The following is a 20317-nucleotide window of genomic DNA, read 5'->3' as shown; positions in this document are numbered from 1 at the left end:
ACAATTTACTGATTATCAGTAAGATGAACAACTTTTTTCTTTTAAATCATAATGCACAACGGGTTAATTAATTCTAAATAAAGCAAAAAATCAAGGCAATAATTGCAGGAACTGCTTGCACGAAAAATAGTTTTATTTGCTTTGTGGAATAAGACCCGTAAATACCTGCAATAGTCACACAAACTAAAAAGAAAATTGCGACGTTCTTATCATTTGCAATAAGAGCGAAAATTAATCCTGCACCCAAAAAGCCGTTATAAAGCCCTTGATTAGCAGCCAAAACCCTAGTTTCTTCCGCAAATTTCTTTGATTTTAGGCCGAAGGTTTTGATACCTTTGGGCTTAGTCCAAAAAAACATTTCCAAGATTAAAAAATAGAAATGTTCCAACGCAGCGATACTTGTTAAAATGACAGCTAGAGTACTCATTTGTCCAATAATTTAATGGCTTTGTCCACGTCCTTTACGGGCAATTTACATGCCTTGTTAACGCAAACATAAATTAGGGTTTTATTCGGGTTATAGCGATTTTCCAATAAGGGCATGCTATTTTCTGAAGAACTGCCTGCAATCAATTTATTGGGTATATACAGCGCATTAAATGCTGAAATTTTATCCTTCGCATCTATGCCAACTATGGCAACCTCATAGTATGGATTGGTATAGTTGAGCATCAAATCAAACCAATTGGAATACGCCGAAGGGTAGGGCGACATCTCGGGTTTAATATTGTTGAGCATTGTGACTGCCGACGTTGCAAATTCCTTATTATCAAAGTAATGTGAAAGTTTAAATAAGTTTTTCGCCATCATGGAGTTACTTGCGGGAATCACATTGTCGTGATACACAATATTTCTAGAAACCAATGATGCATCTTCATCCGATGTGTAAAAGAGCATCTGACTTTTTTCGTCAAAGAAATGCCGAAAAGTGTATGTTGCCAGATCATTGGCATTGTTCAGCCAAGTTTCGTTCAGCGTAACCTCATACAGCGAGATGAAGGCATCAATTACGGTAGCGTAATCCTCCAAATGGCCATTAATATTGCTTTCACCTTCTTTGTAAGTATGGTTTAAACCACCGTCGGCTCGTAGGGCTTTGGAAATGATAAAATTGGCATTTTTCTCGGCAATATCTAAATAGTCCCGTTTTTGAAAGACCCGATAGGCATCCACATAACCTTTCAGCATTAAACCGTTCCATGATGTTAAAGCCTTATCGTCCATTCTTGGCTTCGGGCGTTTGTTTCGGATTTCAGCCAATTTGGATTTCCAATTGGCCCTTTTTTGATGGAGTTCTGCTTTGGAAATATTATATTTTTCAATGATGGAAGCGTCGTCATCCTTTCGGATAAGCACGTAATGTCCTTTTTCCCAAAGCCCGAAACTATTAATGTTGTAATAGTCTGAAAACAGATCGAAATCATCCTTTAAAATCGATTGTAACTCCTCTTTTTCCCAAACATAAAAGGCGCCCTCTTCCAATTCGCCTTCTGAATTTTCGCTATCGGCATCAAAAGAGGAGTAAAAAGCACCTTCAGGAGTTGTCATTTCATTTTTAACAAAATCCAAAGTTTCTTCAACGACGGATTTATACAATTCGTTTTTGGTCAATACATACGCATCGGAATACAGGCTTACCAGTTGGGCATTGTCATACAGCATTTTTTCAAAGTGTGGGACGTGCCATTTGCCATCCGTGGAATATCTTGAGAATCCCCCGCCAATATGGTCGTAAACGCCACCATAGGCCATTTTTGTAAGTGTCAGATTGACAAAATCCAGTAATTCATCATCATCGTTTTGATGAGCATAGCGCAACAAAAAATGATAATTATTGGGCATCATGAATTTGGGCTCCCGATTCGTGCCACCGAATTTGTGGTCAAATTGTTTGGCCCAACTGTCCACCGCATTGGCAATAAAAGTTTTTTCAAAAATAGGCGCATCTGAATTGACTTCCACCACGGCGAGGGACTTGATGCCTTTTTCGACATTTTTGGCTTGTTGCACTAATTTCTGGGGTTCTTCTTTGTACAGTTTAGAAATCTGTTCCAAAACATCCATCCATTGCTTTTTTTCAAAATAGGTACCTCCCCAAAAAGGCCGTCCGTCAGGTAGCGCTACTACATTCAAAGGCCAACCACCACTTCCTGTCATCAATTGTACGGCGTTCATATATACTTGGTCCACATCCGGTCTTTCTTCCCTATCGACTTTTATATTGATGAAATTCTTGTTCATCACTCGGGCTACTATGCTGTCTTCAAAACTCTCATGCTCCATTACGTGGCACCAATGGCAAGACGAATAGCCAACACTAATCAAAATCAGTTTATTCTCATCTTTGGCCTTTTTTAAGGTGGCTTCGTTCCAGGCATGCCAATTTACCGGGTTGTGGGCGTGCTGCAGTAAATATGGACTCGTCTCATTGATGAGCGCGTTAGTAAACTGATGCTGATTTTTGGATTCGGTATTCTGACCTTTGCAATTCATAAGAATAATCAGAAATGATAAAAAGGGAAACTTCATTTCTCAAAAATACGTGAATTTTTCCATTTCAATATTTAGTTTTTATGTTGCAAGATTGGTCAAAATTGGGCATAAAAAAAGCGTTCTTTAAGAACGCTTATGATTTGAAGGAAGTCTAGTTTATTTTACTTCAAAAGTGATTTTTACGTTGACACGGAATTCTGAAATATCACCATCTTTTACACTGGCACTTTGATCCTGAACATAAACCGATCGAATGTTTTTCACACTTTTAGAGGCCTCCTTTACTGCTTGTTTTGTGGCGTCTTCCCAACTTTTTTCGGAGTTTGCCAAAACTTCAATAACTTTTAATACTGCCATAATATCTTAAGATTTTAATTGTTTTTGATATATCTTAATACACCGTAATTTTTACAAAGTCACCAGATCTATCCGTTTATGGCCTCTACGGTTTCCACTTTTCCTGGAAGCATTTGTTTTAGCATATTTTCGATACCATTTTTTAAGGTGAAGGTAGAGGATGGGCAACCACTACATGCGCCTTGAAGGAGTACGCTAACACTTTTTATATTAGCGTCATAGCCCATAAATTCAATATTACCCCCATCACTGGCAACGGCTGGTTTTACGTATTCCTCAAGGATGTTGACGATTTCCTTGGAAGTATCATCCAAATTTTCAAAATGATGATCTTTTTGCGACGCTGTTTTTTCCAAAGTTTCGGCCGCTTCGGGAAGAACTGCATCTTTCCCGCTTTCAATAAAACGTTTCACAAATTCGCGCAGTTGAATTGTGATATCCTGCCATTCCGTAACATCATATTTGGTGATGGATACGTAATTTTCTTCAATAAACACACTTTTAACAAAAGGGAAATGAAATAATTCAGAGGCCAAAGGCGACAATTTTGCTTCGTCAATTGAGGTGAATTCAAAAGTAGCCGTTGCTAATTTTTTATTAGCAACAAACTTCATTACGGCAGGGTTTGGCGTACTTTCGGCATAAACCGTAACGGCTACTTTTTTTGGAGCTTCCTGCTCTTCAACCACTACACCGCCCTCGTTGAGGTAGGCCTCGATTTGTTGGGCAACTTCGTCTTGAACATCGCTCCATTCTACAATATTATAACGTTCCACAGCAACAAAATTTCCAGAAATGTAAACCTTCTTAACAAAAGGCAAATAGAACAATTGTTGCGCCAAAGGCGAATCCTTGGCTTCGTCAATATTGTTGAATTCAAAACTTTGATGTTTAGTGATAAACTGATCAACAACAAACTTTATAATGGAATTATTGGCTGTTTCCTGCACGGAAACCTTGAAATGGCTCATTTTAGCTAATTTTTAGCAAAAATACTAAAAGAAAACCTAGTTATGCATATATTTGATTTTAGTTAGTTTTTTTATACTGACCGCCAAAAGTTTATGAGCGAATACTTTTATGTAAATGTAAACGTTTATAAATGACCAGTTTACCTGTAAAAAAGACCTATGAAATTAAGATATCTTTTTCTACTCTTTATCGGGGCCTTCTTTGTCCTGAGAGTTGAGGCCCAAGAAGCTATTCCTATTTACACGGACTATTTAACGGATAATTATTATTTGATACACCCTTCGATGGCAGGGGTAGCAAATTGCGCCAAGATTAGATTAACTGGGAGGCAACAATGGTTTGGGCATGAAGATGCGCCTAAGTTATTGACGATGAGTATTAATGGCCGCATTGGGGATTCGCCATCTGGAGTTGGAGGTATTTTGTATGCAGATAAAAATGGATACCACTCCCAGACAGGAGCCTATTTGACCTACGCTCATCATATTATGTTTTCAAGAAGTGAAGTGGATTTGAATATGTTGTCTTTCGGATTGAGTGGCGGTTTTATACAGTACCAATTGGATGAAACCACATTTTTAGCCGACGGCCCTGACCTAATTATAGATGGTGTGGTTCAGAATCAGACCAATTTTAATATTGATTTCGGGTTTTCATACCATTTTTTGGATTTCTATGCGCATGGTACAATTAAGAACATATTGAAAAATTCTGGTATTAACAATAATATCACTATTACAAATAATTTACGAAGGTATCTTTTGTCTGTCGGTGGCGTATTTGGAAGGCTTGGCAGTGAATGGAGTTTTGAGCCGTCCGTAATGTTTCAATATAGGGATGGCACTCAGGAGGCTATGTTCGATATTAACGCCAAAGCATATAAGGATATGGAGTTTGGAACAATTTGGGGAGGCCTGTCTTATCGTCAAAGTTTAGATGGTGCTGAATTCCTGGATGGTACCCGGGGTGTCAATAGCCAAAAACTGCAACAGTTTACGCCTATTCTTGGGGTGAATTATAACCAGTTTATGTTTGCTTATACCTATACTTATCAATCCAACTCGGTAGTGTATGCCAACAATGGTTTTCATCAAATTACTTTAGGCTATAACTTCAGCTGTAGGCGAGAACGCTTTGATTGTAAGTGTCCAGCGGTGAATTAAGATTTTTAGTCACTGCGAGGAGGTATGACGTAGCAATCTCTTTTTTGCAATTTCAAGATTACTTCAGTCATACTTCCTCGTAATGACGCAATAATAGTTTCTACCAAGTATACTTTTTCTTTTTGGCTTGTGTCTTAATTGCTTTGGTCATAGCATTTTCCAAGCCATTTGTGTTTTCGGTTTGCTGTTTGGCAATAAAGGCCTTTCGTTTTTGGTTCAATTCCTGAATTTCTTTTTGAATAGCCTTGCGCTCATCTTGCTTCTTTGAAACATAGGCCTTGATTTCTTCTTTGTTTTTACCTTTTAATTCTGTTGGCAATGCGTCGTCATCCAATTCTTCAACAACAACCTCTTCGGCCTCAACCGCATCCACCAAATCCCATTTAGAGTTTTTGTATAGATGCGAACTTTTGCTCACTGTTCTGCCAACGGCGTTGGCTTTGCTATATCCGCTTGCGTTAGCGTCCTGTTGCGCTTGCATCACTCTTTTGCGTTCGCCATGAACGCCGTAGGCCACATAAGTTTTGTTCAGTTTGATATTTAATTGAAGAATTTGGTCATCGTATGGGGAAGTAATATGTACTGTAGCCTTATTGTGGTTTATTGCCATATAGTCACCATGGGTTAGGGTTGCCCCATCTTTCCAATAGGAGGAAACACCTTGGTTATAATCCCCACAAAAAATGGTATTGATGGTAATGTCTCTTTCTTTTGCATTTACGGATGCGTCTTTGTAGTTCACTTTACCCTGAGTGAAAGGCTCATTACCTGCGATAAAAATCAGCTTGAGGTCGTCAGGGTTTCTACCCCAATTCAATTGGTTTAATGAGGTTTGAATTACATGACCACAATACTCACTTCCACCATTAGTGGTCAATGAAAACAATTCCTTAGAAATTTCGTCGAGGTCATTACTAAAAGGCAATACCTGACGGATAAAGCCCTCTCGGCCATTTAACCTGTCGTTACCATATTCGTAAAGCGCTATTTCTAGATTAGGCTTTCCGGTGCCACATTTGGCGTATGAAAGTTCGTTGACAATTTCCCAAAGCTGTGCTTTCGCCTGGTCAATAAGTCCGTCCATACTGTTACTGGTATCTAAAAGCAATGCCACTTTTATAAATTGTTTGTTGGGTTCGGGGTGAACGGATTCGGTGTTGTTTATTGCTACATCCTGTTTTTTGGTGTTTGCGTTGCACGCTGTAGCCACAAGTATGGCTAAACAAAGTGTAAAAGTTGTGATTTGAGTTTTCATAATGTTTTATGTTTTTTAATTAAGATGAATGTTTCAAAACCCATGATAAGCTTTGGTTTACGGGGTAAAGCTATCCCCAAAGTTTTTTGCAAAAAAGCCGAAATGAGTGAACAGTGCACTTCTATGAGTGAACGCGCATTTGCAATTTGTAAAGCGGGCATTTCTTGTTGTAAACCTGTCATTTTTTAGAATCATCCATTTTATTATACCGACGAAAGTGCGTAAGTTTAGCTACTCTAATGATGTATATGAAGTCGATTTTTAGACATATGCTTTTGTTTCTTTTTCTGCTGAACAGTGGGTATTCGGTGGCTCAGGTGCTTAATGACCGGAATAGCCTCCCAATGGAAATAAAAGGCGTTGTCCTTGAAAGCGATACCAGAGAACCCATCCGTGGGGTTAATGTGGAAGTTACTGCAGGAGCCTATACCACAACAGACATGCATGGAAAATTCACTATTAAAGCAAGAAAGGGTGATGAACTCATTATAAGGCACAAAGATTTTGAAACGGTGTATCATACCATACAAAGCAATGACAAAATTGAAGTGAGAGTGGAGTCCAATGATGTTGAGGATTCAAATTATAAGTTTTCAAAAAGGAAACCGAAAGTAACTTTCAATGTCTTAATCGATTCCGCGAAAGCATATTTAAAAACAGATGCTAAAAGCAGTATTCAATTTGTAGCGGACGCCCTTTCAGAAAGTAATTCAAAGAGAGAAAATGCTACAGCCTATGGCCTTTTGGGGGATATTTATGTCCATTGGAAACAATACGATTTAGCAGTATCAAACTATCGAATTAGTCTTCAAAATAAAGAAGAAAATGAAGTTAAATTAAAATTGGCCAATGCGTATAAATTAAATAAAAACTATCAGGAAAGCCTTGAAACTTACAATCGTATCAACAAAAAAGAATTGAGTAATTGGCAAGTGGTCGGGCTTTATGAGGGGATAGGTGACGTACAACAAGCCATTCAAAATTATGATGAATCCATTGGGGCTTACAACCAGGGTTTGCAATTGGCCCAAAACCATTTGATCACGCCAAAAATTACGGATTTAAACTCTAAAATCGCTCAGGTGTATAGCCAGAAAGGGGAGCTCAATGAAGCCCAAAACTATTTTGATAAGTCCATGCAACTTGCAAATACCCAAAGTAAAAGACGAGCTGTGGAGGAAAAAGTGAAGGTGGCAGATTTTCAAAGAGAGGCAAGCGACTTTCCGAGTGAAATTGAATTGCGCAAACAGGCCTTGGAAGATATTTCTGAGATAGAGCAGGAGTCTGAAATTGACAACGAAAGTCCGCTAACACCGCAAAAGCAGAACTATAAAATTGGAGATGCTTATGCCAGACAAAACGACTATGGCAATGCCATTACCTATTTGGAAAAAAGTATTGAGGAGGCCGATACCAAGGAAGATTTGATCGTAAAAAAGGACGCCACCCGAAAACTGTCCGAAGTGTATCGCTCTGCCGGGGATTTTAATAAGGCGCTTTCCACTTATCAGGATTACGTCGATGTAGTCGATAAACTCTATCGGAAAAAGGAAATGGAAATATCCCAAGCGGCAAAGTTCAGTGCGGATTTGGTGGCTAAGCAAAACAGGATCAATAGTTTGGAAAGCGACAGGGAACTTTCTGAAAGCAAATATTTATTGACGACGGAACAATCCAAACGCCAAAAAATAATTATTTACTCCCTGATTGGAGGTGTGTTTTTACTGTTGCTTACCGCAGTTTTGATGTTTAAATACATCAAGCAACAAAGATTGGCCAATAATTTACTGGCATTAAAGTCATTGCGAAGCCAGATGAACCCTCATTTTATATTTAATGCATTGAATTCGGTCAATAGTTTTATTGCCTCAAGTGATGAACGGACGGCCAATAAATATCTGACTGATTTTTCAAAATTGATGCGCGCCGTTTTGGAGAATAGCGAGGAGGATTTTATTCCATTGGAAAAGGAAATCGAACTATTACAACTGTACACCAAATTGGAGCATTTTAGGTTTCAGGATAAATTTGACTACGCCATTAATGTGGACGAAAAAATCGCCATAGCTGATTTTGTGATACCGCCTATGTTATTGCAACCCTACATTGAAAATGCCGTTTGGCACGGTTTGAGATACAAAAAAGAAAAAGGTCAACTCAATATTGACATCGTTCAGGCCAATGAAGATGAAATAAAAATCACGATTACGGATGACGGCATCGGACGCAAAAAATCCAAGGCACTAAAAACCCAAAACCAGAAAAAACAAAACTCAAAAGGGATGGGGAATATCAAAAAGCGTGTGGCTATTTTGAACGAAATGTATAAAGATAAAGTAGATGTTTTTGTAGATGATTTTCAGGATGAAGAGGATACTGGAACGAAAGTGATTGTAACGTTAAAAAAGGACTAATAAGGGGATAACGCTTCAAACTTATAAATATGAAATTAAAATCCATTATAGTAGAAGACGAAGAAACCAGCAGAAAGATTTTAAAAAACTATCTGCAGAAGTACTGCCCAAATGTTGAAGTGCTGGGCGAAGCAGCTAATGTGGATGAGGCCTTGGTACTGATTCGAAACAACGATTTAGACCTCGTATTTCTAGATGTAGAAATGCCCTATGGCAACGCCTTCGACCTTTTGGAAAAAGTGGGTAACATTAATTTTGAAACCATTTTCGTCACCGCGTACGACCATTATGCCATTGATGCACTCAATGCGCATGCGTCTTATTACTTAATGAAACCGATTTCTATAGACGAGTTGATTAAGGCAGTGGACTATGTTACTGAAATAAAATCCAAGGAAAATGCATTACAGGATGAGGTACTAGTACCCAAAACTTCGGGAGTAAATGGTAAGATTACCATCCCTCAACAAAGCGGATTTGAAGTGCTAAATACAGGCGATATCCTCTACTGCAAAGCCGATGACAATTATACCGAAATCTATTTGAACAACAACAAAAAGAAAATAGTAAGCAAAACCCTAAAATATTTTGAGGAAGCATTAAGCGATGCTAGTTTTGCCCGCGTCCACAAATCCTATTTAGTGAACGTAAGCGAAGTCGTAAAATATAAAAAAGGAAAAGGTGGCAGTGTCGAACTCAGTAACGGTAAGGAAATTATGGTCTCGGCTTCTAAAAAAGCGAATTTGTTGTCCTACTTTAAATAATAATTTCCTGCGAAAGCAGGAATCTTTTAAATTTAATAACTGAAAGCGAATCTCATAGAGAGATTCCTTTTTTCAAAGGAATTAATATGCCAGTAATACAAAAAGTAAGAGGGAAGTCCCCTATAATCCCAGAGGATTGTTTTATCGCCGAAAACGCGACCATCGTGGGGGATGTCGTTATGGGGAACCAGTGTAGTGTGTGGTTTAGTGCTGTTGTCCGTGGTGATGTCAACTACATTAAAATGGGCAACAAGGTAAATGTTCAGGATGGCGCGGTGATCCATGGCACTTACAAAACAGCTCCGACTAACATTGGCAATAATGTTTCCATCGGGCATAATGCGCTTGTGCACGGTTGTACCATACACGACAATGTGTTGGTAGGCATGGGCAGTATCATTATGGATGGTGCTATAGTAGAATCTAATTGTATTATCGCAGCAGGTGCTGTAGTTTCAAAAAACACCGTTGTGCCATCTGGTTCCATCTACGCTGGAGTGCCTGCAAAAAAGATTAAGGGTATTAGTCAGGAATTAATCTCGGGCGAAATTGACCGTATTGCGGATGCCTATATTAAATATGCGAGTTGGTTCAAGGAATAGTTTTTGGGCGTTACCGCAAGGGTCGGGCTTTCACTACTCAATACCTCCTTCGTCGGGGATTTCAAACAGATAGCCTGCACTGAGCGCAGTCGAAGTGTTCAATCCCTAACGCGGTTTTGGCAGTTTAAAACTTTAAGGAATCTACCTGATACTTATTGTCCAGCAAAGAATGCACCACCTCAACATTCCCATTCGTAAAAAATTGAAGTTTTGGTTTGGCCATTTCAATGTTCAGCAATCCATTTCGTTCCAAAATGGCCTTGGTCTGCCTCGCCACTGCCTCTCCAGAATCAATAATTTTAACATGGATTGGCAATAAATCAACTAGCAAGGGCATCAAATAGGGATAATGGGTGCATCCCAAAACCAAATAGTCAATATTAGCTTCCATCATGGGTTTTAGATATTCCGATAGGAGCGCTTTCATTTCTTCGGAGTGCAGTTTACCACCTTCAATAAGTTCAACGATACCATCACCAACCTGCTCAATCACGTGAATATCTTTGGCAAAAAGCCCTGAGGTCTTTGAGAATAGGGCACTGGTTAGGGTGCCATACGTAGCCAAAATACCAACGGCTTTGTTTTTGGTGTTGAGCGCGGCAGGTTTTATAGCGGGTTCAATCCCGATAAAGGGCACATTATAATTTTTCCGTAGGTAATCAATCGCATTAGTTGTGGCCGTATTACAGGCCACGACGATTAGTTTGCAACCCTTTTGTAAAAGCAATTCTGTGCTTTTAATACTAAGTTCAATAATTTTTTCTGCACCTTTTGGGCCATAAGGTGCATTAATACTATCGGCCAAATAAATGGTGCTTTCGTAGGGCAGTAATTGATGGATTTCCCTCCAAATGGAAGTGCCTCCAACACCAGAATCAAAAATACCAATAGGGGATCTGCTCATGCGAATTCAAAATGAAATTTACTAAGATATAAAGAGATCCTGATTTTCATCAGGGTAAGTTCAACTAATTCATTAAAATTCAATTTTAATGAAAGTTTCCCTAAATTAAAAAAGCTGCCTTAAAAAGCAGCTTTTCCTAGTTTATTTCCTTTAGGAGTATATTATTGGATATTCAACGCTTTTTTAACATCTGCTAATAAATCCTTACCGTCAGCCATTATGGTTGCACCTTGTGAGGAATCCAATACGTAATCAAAACCTTGTGCTCTAGCTACTTCCAAAATTTTCGCTTTAGCTTTTTCGGTAATAGGTTTTAATAGATCAAACTCTTTTTTCTGCAAATCCTGTTGCGCTTTAGCTTGGTACTGACGGATGTTTTGCTCCATTGTTTGTACCTCTTGAGCGCGCTTGGTATTTTCTTCTTGGGTTTTCGTCGCCGCCTCAGAATCGTATTGTTTTACTTTGGTTTGGAACTCGTTACCCATATTTTGCAAATCCGTTTGATAGGTTTTGGAAAGGGTTTCCAATTGCGACTTCGCCTCTGCCATCTCTGGCATCGCTTGGATTAATTCCTGGGTATTTATATGCGCAATTTTGCTTTGGGCCCCTACAAAACCAATCGATCCTATGCATAAAGCAGTTGCTACTAAAAGTGTTTTAAAATGTTTCATTTTCAAAAATGTATTAATGTGTTATAATTTTAAAGTTTAATTGTTTTTTATACTGTCTCTCGCTTTTTGTCTTTCTTCAAGAGCTTTTTGGCGCTCCTCTAATATTTTCTTTTTTCGCTCTTCCAATGCCTTTTTCCGGGCCTCACGGTCGGCTAATTTCTTTTGACGGTTTTCCTCAATCAGTTGTTCTCTGGTTTTGGTCTCGCTTTGCGATTCAACTTCACCAGTTTTCACTTCTGCCGTTTTCGCCTCGCCCGTTCCCGTACTTTCATTTTGCCCTGTCTCTTCGCTTCCTATACCAGTTGATGTTTCTGTTTCCTCCGAACTGGTCTCAGTTACTTTTTTTCTGGCATCCAATTTGGCCTGTCTTGCTTTTTCGCGTTCTTCCAATATTTGTTGGCGTCTTGCCTCGGCTTCCAGTTTTTTCTTTTCGCGAGCTGCTAAAATTTCCTGTCTTCGCTTTTCCACTGCACTTTCGCGAGCCTGCTTTTTCTCTTCCAAGGCTTTTTGGCGTTCCTCCAATTCATAATTAATATCTGGAACTACCTCTTCATTTTCAGCAGCCTTACGTTGTGCCCTACTTTGCGCTTGCTTTCTTTTAGATGACCTTGTAATCACTCTCAATACTTGATCGCTTATATCGTATTGTTTGGCTGAATAGAGCATCACTACGTCGGCTGATTTGTCGAAAATAAAATCGTATTTTCTACTTTCTGCCATATCCTGTACCGCTGCAAAAATTTGATCTTGAATGGGTTGCATCAACTGTTTTTGTTGAATCATCAAATCCCCGTTTGGACCAAACCGCTTTTGCTGATAGTCTAGTATTTCTTTTTCCTCATAGGCGATATCCTCCTCGCGCTCCTCGATCAGCTCATTGGTCAACAATACCTTTTCGTTGCTCAGATCCTTACGTTTTTGAGCTATTTCTGAAAGCTTGCCTTGAATTTCATTCTTCCATTTTTGGGCCTTCGCATCCAATTGGGTCATGGCCTCCTGATATTCCGGCACTTTTTCCAGGATATATTCCGTGTCGATATATGCTATTCTTACACCACGCTGAGCATGAGCGGAAATACCAAGCATTACTGCTACCGTCAATAAAAAAAGAACGTTGTTTCGCATCTGTAGTTTAAGTTTTATCATTTATAAATTCTAAAAACGACAGATGATTTATTTGCTGTTCTGCCACCATTTCGAATTACAATCTTCAAAATTAACGAAATATAATCTTAAAAATTTTAATTCCAATCAAATCATCACACTGTTGTTAGAAAATATCGTGCCAAAAATAAAATTTTCTTTAAAATTGCTGACCGATAATGAAGTGCGTTTGCCATCCGCTTTTTTCTGCATCACCCGGAACAGGATCGAAACCATGACCGAAATCTATACCCAGTAAACCGAAGGCTGGCATAAATATACGCACGCCTACACCTGCCGACCTTTGAAGGTTAAATGGGTTATAATCCCTAAAATTATCATAAGAAGCACCACCCTCTAAAAAGGTTAAAGCAAAAATTTTGGCTGAGGCTTCCAAAGTTATTGGATAGCGCAATTCCAGTGAGAATTTATTATAAATGGTACCACCATCCCTACTGGAAAGTGATTGGTTAGGGTAACCACGCAAGGCAATAACCTGCCTGCCGTCCAAAGCAAAGTTGCCTAAACCATCTCCACCTAAAAAGAAACGTTCAAAAGGAATTTCTCCTCTAGCATTATTATAGGCGCCTAGAAAACCAAATTCAACAGTTGGTTTTAAAACCAAATTTTTGATAATCTCAGTATACCAGTCCCCTTTAAAATTGATTTTATAGAACTCAAGCCATTTAAAACGTTCTTGGTCTATTTCAGATCTTCTTGTTGATGCCTCATTAAACTCTTTAGTTTCCGCAACTGTGGGGTTTGAGTTCAGTCTGAAGTTATCTATTATTTGTTGCTTTTCCCTACGTTCATTATTCAATGCTTCATAATCCACGCCATCAAACAAAGAGTAAGGAACAGAAAGTTTGGCCGTAACGTTAAAATTAGATCCACCCGTTGGGAATATTGGATCAATTCTTGTGTTATTTCGGCTTAGCCCTATGGTATATGATAGGTTTCTAGAACTACCGTTACCAAACGTAAAAAGCCCAGTGTTGTAGTTGTTCAGATCATAAAGCTGGAAGCTTAAAGCCTGCGAAAGAGTGAAATAATCGTCAGGAACGGTTAAACGTTTGGCTAGACCAAGAGTGATTCCAGTAATATTAAAACTTTGGTCGCGATCTGCGCCTCTGGTAATAGGGTCAAACAAAAACTGTTTGGTATGCGATATAGAAGTCGAAAACTGCACTGGACGTTTACCGCCTAACCATGGCTCAGAGAATGAAAAGCTATAGGTTTGGAAAAATCGGCTTGCTTGCAATCTCAAGGCCAATTTTTGACCATCGCCCATAGGAATAGGCTTGTATGCGTTTTTTTTGAAAATATCCTTAATCGCAAAGTTGTTAAAGGATAGCCCAAGAGTACCAATAAAGCCACCGCCACCATAGCCACCTTGGAGTTCTATTTGACTGGAGCCGGTTTCTTTTACCGTATATTCCACATCTACAGTGCCTTCATTTGGATTAGGGTTTTTGATATCTGGAGTAAGCTCCTGGGCATCAAAAAAGCCCAATTGCCCCAATTCACGAATGGTTCTCACTACATTGGACTTACTATACAATTGTCCGGGACGGGTACGCATTTCCCGGTAAATCACATGGTCATTAGTCTTATCGTTTCCAGAAACGGTAACGTTATCAAAATAGGCAGGTTTACCTTCAGAAATACGGATTTCCATATCGATAACATTATTTTCGGCACTAACTTCCACAGGGTTTATGGTTGAAAACAAATAGCCATGGTTTTGATACAGGTTGGTAATATCGTCCGCATCCGGTTTGGAATTATCGGCAATTCGTTCCTGCAACAATACGCCATTGTAAGTGTCTCCTTCTTTGATGCGCAGATAACGATTTAATTGGCGGTCCGTATAAACCGTATTTCCAATAAAATCAATTTTCCCAAACTTATACAAAGTACCTTCTTCTAATTTCAAGTGAATGGATATGGTTTTATCACCATTTACACTAATACTGTCAGAAATAATTCGGGCATCCCGGTATCCGTTTTCGGCATATTTATCAATTAAAGCAGATAAATCCGCCTGATAGGCGGAATCAATAAATTTAGAACGTTTATAAACACGCAGGCGATTAATTTTCTTGGTGCTTTTCATGGCCTTGCGCAGATGTTTTGCCTTTAGCGCAGAACGGCCATCAAACACAATATCCTTTATTTTTACCTTTTGGCCCTTATCCACAGCTACAACCATATTCACTCTGGCCTTATCCAATGAATCTTTAACCTCAATGGTGTTGATATTCACCTTGGCGTTATAAAATCCTTGCTTCCTGTATTTTTTTATTAAAAAGTTCTTTGTAGTGGTGATAAGGTTTTCCGTAACTTTTGTGCCTTTTTTCAGCTTATTGTCATTAATAATGCCTTCCTTTTTTCCCTTTTTAACCCCGGTTATTTTTAACTCATTTAATTGTGGCAAATCTGAAAGCTGAATCTCTAAAAAGACATTATTGCCTTCAATATTTTTTATGAAGATTTCAATATCGCTGAAGAGTTTGGAATTCCACAACTTTTTGATGGCATTGGCCACATCTTCGCCCGGAATCATGATTTCCTTGCCTTTTCTTAGGCCAGAATAGGCCACGATGGTCTGTTCGTTAAAACTGGTATTTCCGGACACCGAAACACCCGCCAAATTATATTTCTTGCTATTTCCGTATTGAATATTCTGCCCGTGAAGCGCGAAGCTAAGTGCTATAAGTACTAACGCTATACAATGTTTGAGGTAAGTTTTCAATAAGAAGGTATTAGCTAAGTTGCTCACTTGTTTTCCCAAATCGTCGTTCTCTTTTTTGATATTCTATAATCGCTTCATACAAATGTTGCTTTGTAAAATCTGGCCAAAGTACGTTTGTAAAGTACAACTCAGCGTAGGCTATCTGCCAAAGCAAAAAATTACTAATACGTTGTTCGCCACTGGTCCTGATAAGCAAATCCACGTCTGGCAAATTTTGCGTGTAAAGATGCTTATTAATAATCGATTCATCAATAGCATCGGGCGAAATTATATTATTTTTAACGTTATTGCTAATTTCTTTAACGGCGTTTAACAGTTCCTCCCGTGAACCGTAGCTTAGTGCCAGAGTCAGCGTCATGCGACTATTATCTTTAGTGCGTTCCATCACTTCCGAAAGCTCTTTGTTCACTTTTTCAGGGAGCGAATTGAGGTTGCCAATGGCAGACAATTTTATATTGTTGTCCTGAAGGGTTTTAATTTCCTTTTTTAACGATGAAATCAACAGCTTCATCAAGGTTTTTACCTCCAGTTTTGGACGATTCCAATTTTCAGTGGAAAAGGCATAAAGTGTTAGGTTTGGTACGCCCAGTTCGGCACAAGCCTCCACGGTTCTACGTACTGCTTTGGTGCCATTTTCATGACCAAAAGCACGTATCATACCCTTTTGCTTTGCCCAGCGCCCATTGCCGTCCATGATGATGGCGATGTGTCGGGGTAAAGCATTAAGCAGTATGTTGTCCTTTAAATCCATTATTCCACACAGTAGCAGGGATTTTCCCCAAATGTATACGTTAGCGTAATGCCCGAAAACATGTACCAGTCGTTATTGTTGATGTTGCCAATACTGAACTGCGCTCTTCTAAATTCCCCATCGGGAACACTTCCGTCAATTTCATCAGTAAATGTATACCTCGCACCAACTTCCAAACCTAAAATAAAATTCTCGATAAACCGCATTTTAAAACCTAAAACCATAGGGATACCGTAAGCCCAACTCTCACTGTTTTCGGAGGTCAACACTCCAGCATTGTAGTAGTTGTTATCGTGTTTCGCAATGCTAATACCGGTGTACAAATATGGTGTGGCCACGGGTCGGCCCTCATGAAGGTTAAAGTCCATAAAGGTAAACTCCATACCCGCCGAAACTTCCATAACACTGGTATTAAAGCTCAGGCCTCGCTGTTGTCGTCTTGGGTCGTCAGATTCCACGTCAATGCCTTCCAGCTCACTAAAAATCAACGACACACGATAAGAATGTCGCTTACTTCTGTTCCATTTGTAAATACCGCCAATGGCAAATTGATTTGGGGAAATATAATCCGTGGCACCAACATCACCAATAAAGTTGCTCCCGCCCAAAAAAACACCGATTTCGTTGATTTGAGAGAAACTAAATTGCATGGTTAAGATGCTTATTATGAATAGGGTTACGTAGCGCATAGCCTTTTAAAGTTTGCAAATATAATAAATAAGATGAGCCTATTACAATTTGAGGGAAATTGTATGAAGCTAAAACAGAAATAATGCGGAAATATTGTTATTAGTTTGGGAATAGGTTTTTTGGGCGTTACCACGCTTATGGCGTGGTCGGGCTTTCGGGAGTCGCTCCCTCCTGCGTCGGGGAGCTTCAACAAATCCCTCAATCCCTAACGCGAATCCGTCGTGACATTAATCATTTCGGAGATTATGACCACATCCTTGGATTCTTTTCAGAAAAATAGTACATTGCTGTTATAAATATAAACGATATAACAGCAATCGCCAGGCTGGGAGTTGTTGTTATACAAATGTTAGGCAACATAAAAACACAACCATTGACAAATAGAAAAATCAACTTTATAACAATTTGGGAAAGAGCTAAAATTAGACCAATTCTACTACTCTTTGCATTTCAAGGAATTGCATTTGCATTATTCCTTTTCATTCCTTTGTCTTTAATGATGGACTCATTTAAAAGCAACTTCCCTTACGTTGAAAACACTGAAATAATAGAATCTGACGGAATAAAAGAAAGTGCTGTTTTGACTGACATTAAAGCAATTGAAAACGTAACTATAAATGGAAATAATCCTCAAATTTTAACTTATGAATTTGATTTAAACGGACAGAAAACACAATCAAAATTTAGTGTTTTTGACCCAACAAAAACTGAAGATTTACAGAAAGGAGACGTTATTCCAATTAAACATCTGAATGGAAAATCTATCGCAACTGAATACGAGCAATATTCCTTTAATATGGATTTTATGTATTATATCGCAGGTGTTGTTTTGTCAATTGGTTTAATTCTCTGCTATTTATTGTACTCACGAGTTAGAAAGGAAATTGCATTATATAAAACTGGGAAAGTTAAAGAAGGTAAAATAATTTCTATAAGCCAAAATAAGGGATTTACATTTTCGAAATTTGGCTCATCAATGGATGTACACTTTGAATATGGAAATATTGTTGCGAAATCAAGGACTAATAATTTCGCTTTAACAAATAATAAATCAATTGGAGATTCAATTAAAATTTTGGTTTCACAAGACGGAAATACAGCTTGCCTATATCCAGAATTAATAGCTAAAACCAATGGTTGGAAAGAAGATAACGTTGCCTAACACTATATATAGCAAATAGGGCGATTAATGTTTAATCCAAAAGTTCTGTATATTTATTAAGTCGCCAAATCTTTTGATTTGGTATTAAAAGAGAAAAATTAAAACAAAATACAAAAGATTTGGCTTGTGGCTAAACCGAAAATAATCGATTGTTTTCTGCCCTACTTGCCATATATTTAACGTTGTAGCCAATACGAAAAAAAACTTACGATTTTATTTTTATACATCGAACTTCTATGTATATTTGTATTCTAAAGAATATGCATATGGAAAAACTATCAAAAGAATTAATTGGCGCTTCTTCAATACCTATTATTCTATCAATACTTTCAAAAAACGAATCTTATGGATATGAAATAATCCAAAACGTTAAAGAAATATCTAATGGAAAAATAGAATATGGAGATGGAACTTTATATCCTGTTTTACACAAATTAGAAAAAAAAGAACTCATCGAATCTTATTGGAAAATGGGTGAATCTGGAAGAAAAAGAAAGTATTATAAAATTAGTAACAAAGGAAAAAAGCAACTTTTATCAGAAAAAGAAAACTGGACAATTATCAATCAAATTATATCTAAATTATGGAAAATAGAACCAAGTTTAACTTAAAGGAAAATATCGAAATCTGGAAATCAGAACTATCTCAAAACTCGAATATGACTCTTGACAATATTAACGAATTGGAAAGTCATTTACTCGATGAAATTGACGAATTGCAACGACTGGGATTAAATACTGAAGAATCTCTACTAATAGCAAAAAATCGAATTGGAAATACGAAAGAGCTGACGGCTGAATATGGTAAAGTCAATAAAAATATTTATTTCAGAAATAAGATTATTCCATACCTAAAAGGAATACTATTGTTTATGGCATTTATCACAATAACCAATTTACTTGCAAATTTATCATTAATAATTGCCAATAACGTTGGGATAGATAGTGAAAATCTAAATTATGTATCAATTGGAATACTTATATTTTCATCTTTGGCATTGTCTATATTTGCCTATAAGAAATATAAGAATATGAGTTTAAATTCACGAAAACTGACAAATATTCCATTTTTGGTAAGCGTAATTGTTATCAGCAAATTATTGACTTTTTTTAGTACTCTTTTTATTACTCGTTCAGGTTCATTTGGAATATCTGATTTTGGTAATTTACAAATGAATTTGAGCGTCTATAATCTATTATTCGGACTATTTATTTTAACAATTTCTTTTGTATCATTTTATGTGTCAAAAAAAGAAAATAAAGTGAAAATTTCGGAATAAAGTACTGGCTACAACACCGTGTATAAAACATAGCTATTATAGGCTTTCCGAGAGGTTTTTGTATATTTACAAAGTACGCCAAATTTTTAATTTGGTTATATTTATAAAAGAAAATTAAACATAAAAATAAAAAATTCGGCTCGTGCTAAATCCGAAAAGTTGGCGTCTATTTATACGCTACGTTTCATACACAAGACCGTTGTACACAATTAACGAACTGAATGACTACAAGAGACAAAATAGGAATATCATTTTTGATTATTGGGTTTTTAATACCATTCTTTATTTATTTTGGTTTTATAATCGGACTTCCAATTTATGTTATTGGAATTATTATACTTCTATTTGGGAATTTAAAAATTAAACAAAAATTACTTTGGATTTTAATACCAGCTATATTGTTTATTCCAGTTTCTAAAACTTATTCTTCTATTTCATTTTATTTTGCTGACATTCAGAAATTCGACATAATTCTACCCGAAAATTTTAAAGGAACAGCGATAATAATTGACAATTCTGATTTTGGACAAACTTTCGAAAAAAAACATAGACGTGAACAAATAATATTCGATGAAAACGGAATTGTATTTTATCCTACGGAATTAGAAATGGACAGGTCAAAGTTTAGAGTTTTTACCAAACAAAAAAATGGAGAATTAAAACAAATATTATTAAGTTCGGAGACTGACGAAAAAAGCACACTTTTAGCCTATGGAGAAAGTCGTTTTGAAAAAACTGTAGAATCTGAAATTAAATATATTCCATATGATTTTGTAAGAATTGGAAAAGATTTTAAAGAACAAAGTAGTACCGAAAAAAGATGTGAATTGATTGAACAAATAAAGGAAGGAAAATTAAAAACGGTGTACAACACCGTGTCCTATGAAAAGCCCTAGTCCAGTTCTCTAAAGATAATTAATATTTTATTTTTTTACTTAAACC

Annotated in this window: 19 protein-coding genes; 8 read left to right on the top strand and 11 right to left on the bottom strand. The window is 37.4% G+C overall.

Features of this window, described 5'->3' with window-relative positions; genetic code table 11:
- Nucleotides 1-73: 73 nt before the first annotated feature.
- From ACFSR8_RS00095 to ACFSR8_RS00080, 4 genes are all read right to left on the bottom strand, one after another.
- The gene (locus ACFSR8_RS00095; RefSeq protein ID WP_380287788.1) at nt 74-427 is read right to left on the bottom strand and encodes a DUF1304 domain-containing protein; all 354 of its coding nucleotides are present in this window, start codon (nt 425-427) and stop codon (nt 74-76) included.
- Complete coding sequence (locus tag ACFSR8_RS00090) at nt 424-2493, bottom strand: thioredoxin domain-containing protein (RefSeq protein ID WP_380287786.1); 2070 nt, start codon at nt 2491-2493, stop codon at nt 424-426. The genes ACFSR8_RS00095 and ACFSR8_RS00090 overlap by 4 nt, the downstream gene beginning before the upstream one ends.
- A 156-nt stretch (nt 2494-2649) precedes the next feature.
- The gene (locus ACFSR8_RS00085; protein WP_186557929.1) at nt 2650-2850 is read right to left on the bottom strand and encodes a dodecin family protein; all 201 of its coding nucleotides are present in this window, start codon (nt 2848-2850) and stop codon (nt 2650-2652) included.
- A 68-nt stretch (nt 2851-2918) separates the two neighbouring features.
- On the bottom strand, nt 2919-3821 hold the full coding sequence (locus ACFSR8_RS00080; protein ID WP_380287784.1) for a NifU family protein: 903 nt from the start codon (nt 3819-3821) through the stop codon (nt 2919-2921).
- Nucleotides 3822-3980: 159 nt separating this feature from the next.
- On the opposite strand from ACFSR8_RS00080, the gene ACFSR8_RS00075 reads away from it, so the two are divergent.
- Nucleotides 3981-4985 carry a PorP/SprF family type IX secretion system membrane protein gene (locus tag ACFSR8_RS00075; RefSeq protein WP_380287782.1) on the top strand — a complete coding sequence of 335 codons (1005 nt, stop codon included), beginning with the start codon at nt 3981-3983 and terminating at the stop codon, nt 4983-4985.
- Between the two features lie 100 nt (nt 4986-5085).
- Here the strand turns inward: ACFSR8_RS00075 and ACFSR8_RS00070 are convergent, their stop codons facing one another.
- Nucleotides 5086-6240, bottom strand: a complete 1155-nt coding sequence (locus ACFSR8_RS00070) for a VWA domain-containing protein (protein WP_380287780.1) — start codon at nt 6238-6240, stop codon at nt 5086-5088.
- 248 nt (nt 6241-6488) lie between these two features.
- Here ACFSR8_RS00070 and ACFSR8_RS00065 point away from each other — a divergent pair, with 248 nt between their 5' ends.
- The 3 genes from ACFSR8_RS00065 (at nt 6489) to ACFSR8_RS00055 (ending at nt 10020) form a co-directional block, all read left to right on the top strand.
- On the top strand, nt 6489-8654 hold the full coding sequence (locus ACFSR8_RS00065; RefSeq protein ID WP_380287778.1) for a tetratricopeptide repeat-containing sensor histidine kinase: 2166 nt from the start codon (nt 6489-6491) through the stop codon (nt 8652-8654).
- A 29-nt stretch (nt 8655-8683) separates the two neighbouring features.
- Nucleotides 8684-9418 (top strand): LytR/AlgR family response regulator transcription factor, encoded by a 735-nt coding sequence (locus tag ACFSR8_RS00060; RefSeq protein WP_380287776.1) that lies wholly within the window; start codon nt 8684-8686, stop codon nt 9416-9418.
- 86 nt (nt 9419-9504) lie between these two features.
- Complete coding sequence (locus ACFSR8_RS00055) at nt 9505-10020, top strand: gamma carbonic anhydrase family protein (RefSeq protein ID WP_380287774.1); 516 nt, start codon at nt 9505-9507, stop codon at nt 10018-10020.
- A 124-nt stretch (nt 10021-10144) separates the two neighbouring features.
- Here the strand turns inward: ACFSR8_RS00055 and murI are convergent, their stop codons facing one another.
- The 6 genes from murI to porG all read right to left on the bottom strand — a co-directional run bounded on the left by murI (nt 10145) and on the right by porG (nt 16933).
- Nucleotides 10145-10924 carry a glutamate racemase gene (gene murI / locus ACFSR8_RS00050; protein ID WP_380287772.1) on the bottom strand — a complete coding sequence of 260 codons (780 nt, stop codon included), beginning with the start codon at nt 10922-10924 and terminating at the stop codon, nt 10145-10147.
- 161 nt (nt 10925-11085) lie between these two features.
- Nucleotides 11086-11595 carry an OmpH family outer membrane protein gene (locus tag ACFSR8_RS00045; RefSeq protein ID WP_380287770.1) on the bottom strand — a complete coding sequence of 170 codons (510 nt, stop codon included), beginning with the start codon at nt 11593-11595 and terminating at the stop codon, nt 11086-11088.
- Nucleotides 11596-11631: 36 nt separating this feature from the next.
- Nucleotides 11632-12720, bottom strand: a complete 1089-nt coding sequence (locus ACFSR8_RS00040) for an OmpH family outer membrane protein (RefSeq protein ID WP_380287768.1) — start codon at nt 12718-12720, stop codon at nt 11632-11634.
- Nucleotides 12721-12898: 178 nt separating this feature from the next.
- Nucleotides 12899-15493 (bottom strand): outer membrane protein assembly factor BamA, encoded by a 2595-nt coding sequence (gene bamA / locus ACFSR8_RS00035; protein ID WP_380287766.1) that lies wholly within the window; start codon nt 15491-15493, stop codon nt 12899-12901.
- 10 nt (nt 15494-15503) lie between these two features.
- Nucleotides 15504-16244, bottom strand: a complete 741-nt coding sequence (locus tag ACFSR8_RS00030) for an isoprenyl transferase (RefSeq protein WP_380287764.1) — start codon at nt 16242-16244, stop codon at nt 15504-15506.
- Complete coding sequence (gene porG, locus ACFSR8_RS00025; RefSeq protein WP_380287762.1) at nt 16244-16933, bottom strand: type IX secretion system protein PorG; 690 nt, start codon at nt 16931-16933, stop codon at nt 16244-16246. The genes ACFSR8_RS00030 and porG overlap by 1 nt, the downstream gene beginning before the upstream one ends.
- Before the next feature lie 374 nt (nt 16934-17307).
- Between porG and ACFSR8_RS00020 the strand changes: the two genes are divergently transcribed.
- The 4 genes from ACFSR8_RS00020 (at nt 17308) to ACFSR8_RS00005 (ending at nt 20271) form a co-directional block, all read left to right on the top strand.
- The gene (locus tag ACFSR8_RS00020; RefSeq protein ID WP_380287760.1) at nt 17308-18096 is read left to right on the top strand and encodes a hypothetical protein; all 789 of its coding nucleotides are present in this window, start codon (nt 17308-17310) and stop codon (nt 18094-18096) included.
- Nucleotides 18097-18362: 266 nt separating this feature from the next.
- Nucleotides 18363-18707: a PadR family transcriptional regulator gene (locus ACFSR8_RS00015; RefSeq protein ID WP_109406047.1), complete on the top strand. Its 345-nt coding sequence runs from the start codon at nt 18363-18365 to the stop codon at nt 18705-18707.
- Entirely contained in the window at nt 18680-19375 is a 696-nt protein-coding gene (locus ACFSR8_RS00010; protein WP_380287758.1) for a hypothetical protein, read from the top strand. The genes ACFSR8_RS00015 and ACFSR8_RS00010 overlap by 28 nt, the downstream gene beginning before the upstream one ends.
- 221 nt (nt 19376-19596) lie before the next feature.
- The gene (locus tag ACFSR8_RS00005) at nt 19597-20271 is read left to right on the top strand and encodes a hypothetical protein (RefSeq protein WP_380287756.1); all 675 of its coding nucleotides are present in this window, start codon (nt 19597-19599) and stop codon (nt 20269-20271) included.
- Nucleotides 20272-20317 lie beyond the last annotated feature (46 nt).

It is taken from the genome of Hyunsoonleella rubra (assembly GCF_042684665.1).
GTDB lineage: Bacteria > Bacteroidota > Bacteroidia > Flavobacteriales > Flavobacteriaceae > Jejuia > Jejuia rubra.
Note: the sequence above shows the minus strand (reverse complement) of the source record. Positions and strands in the feature narration are given on the sequence as shown.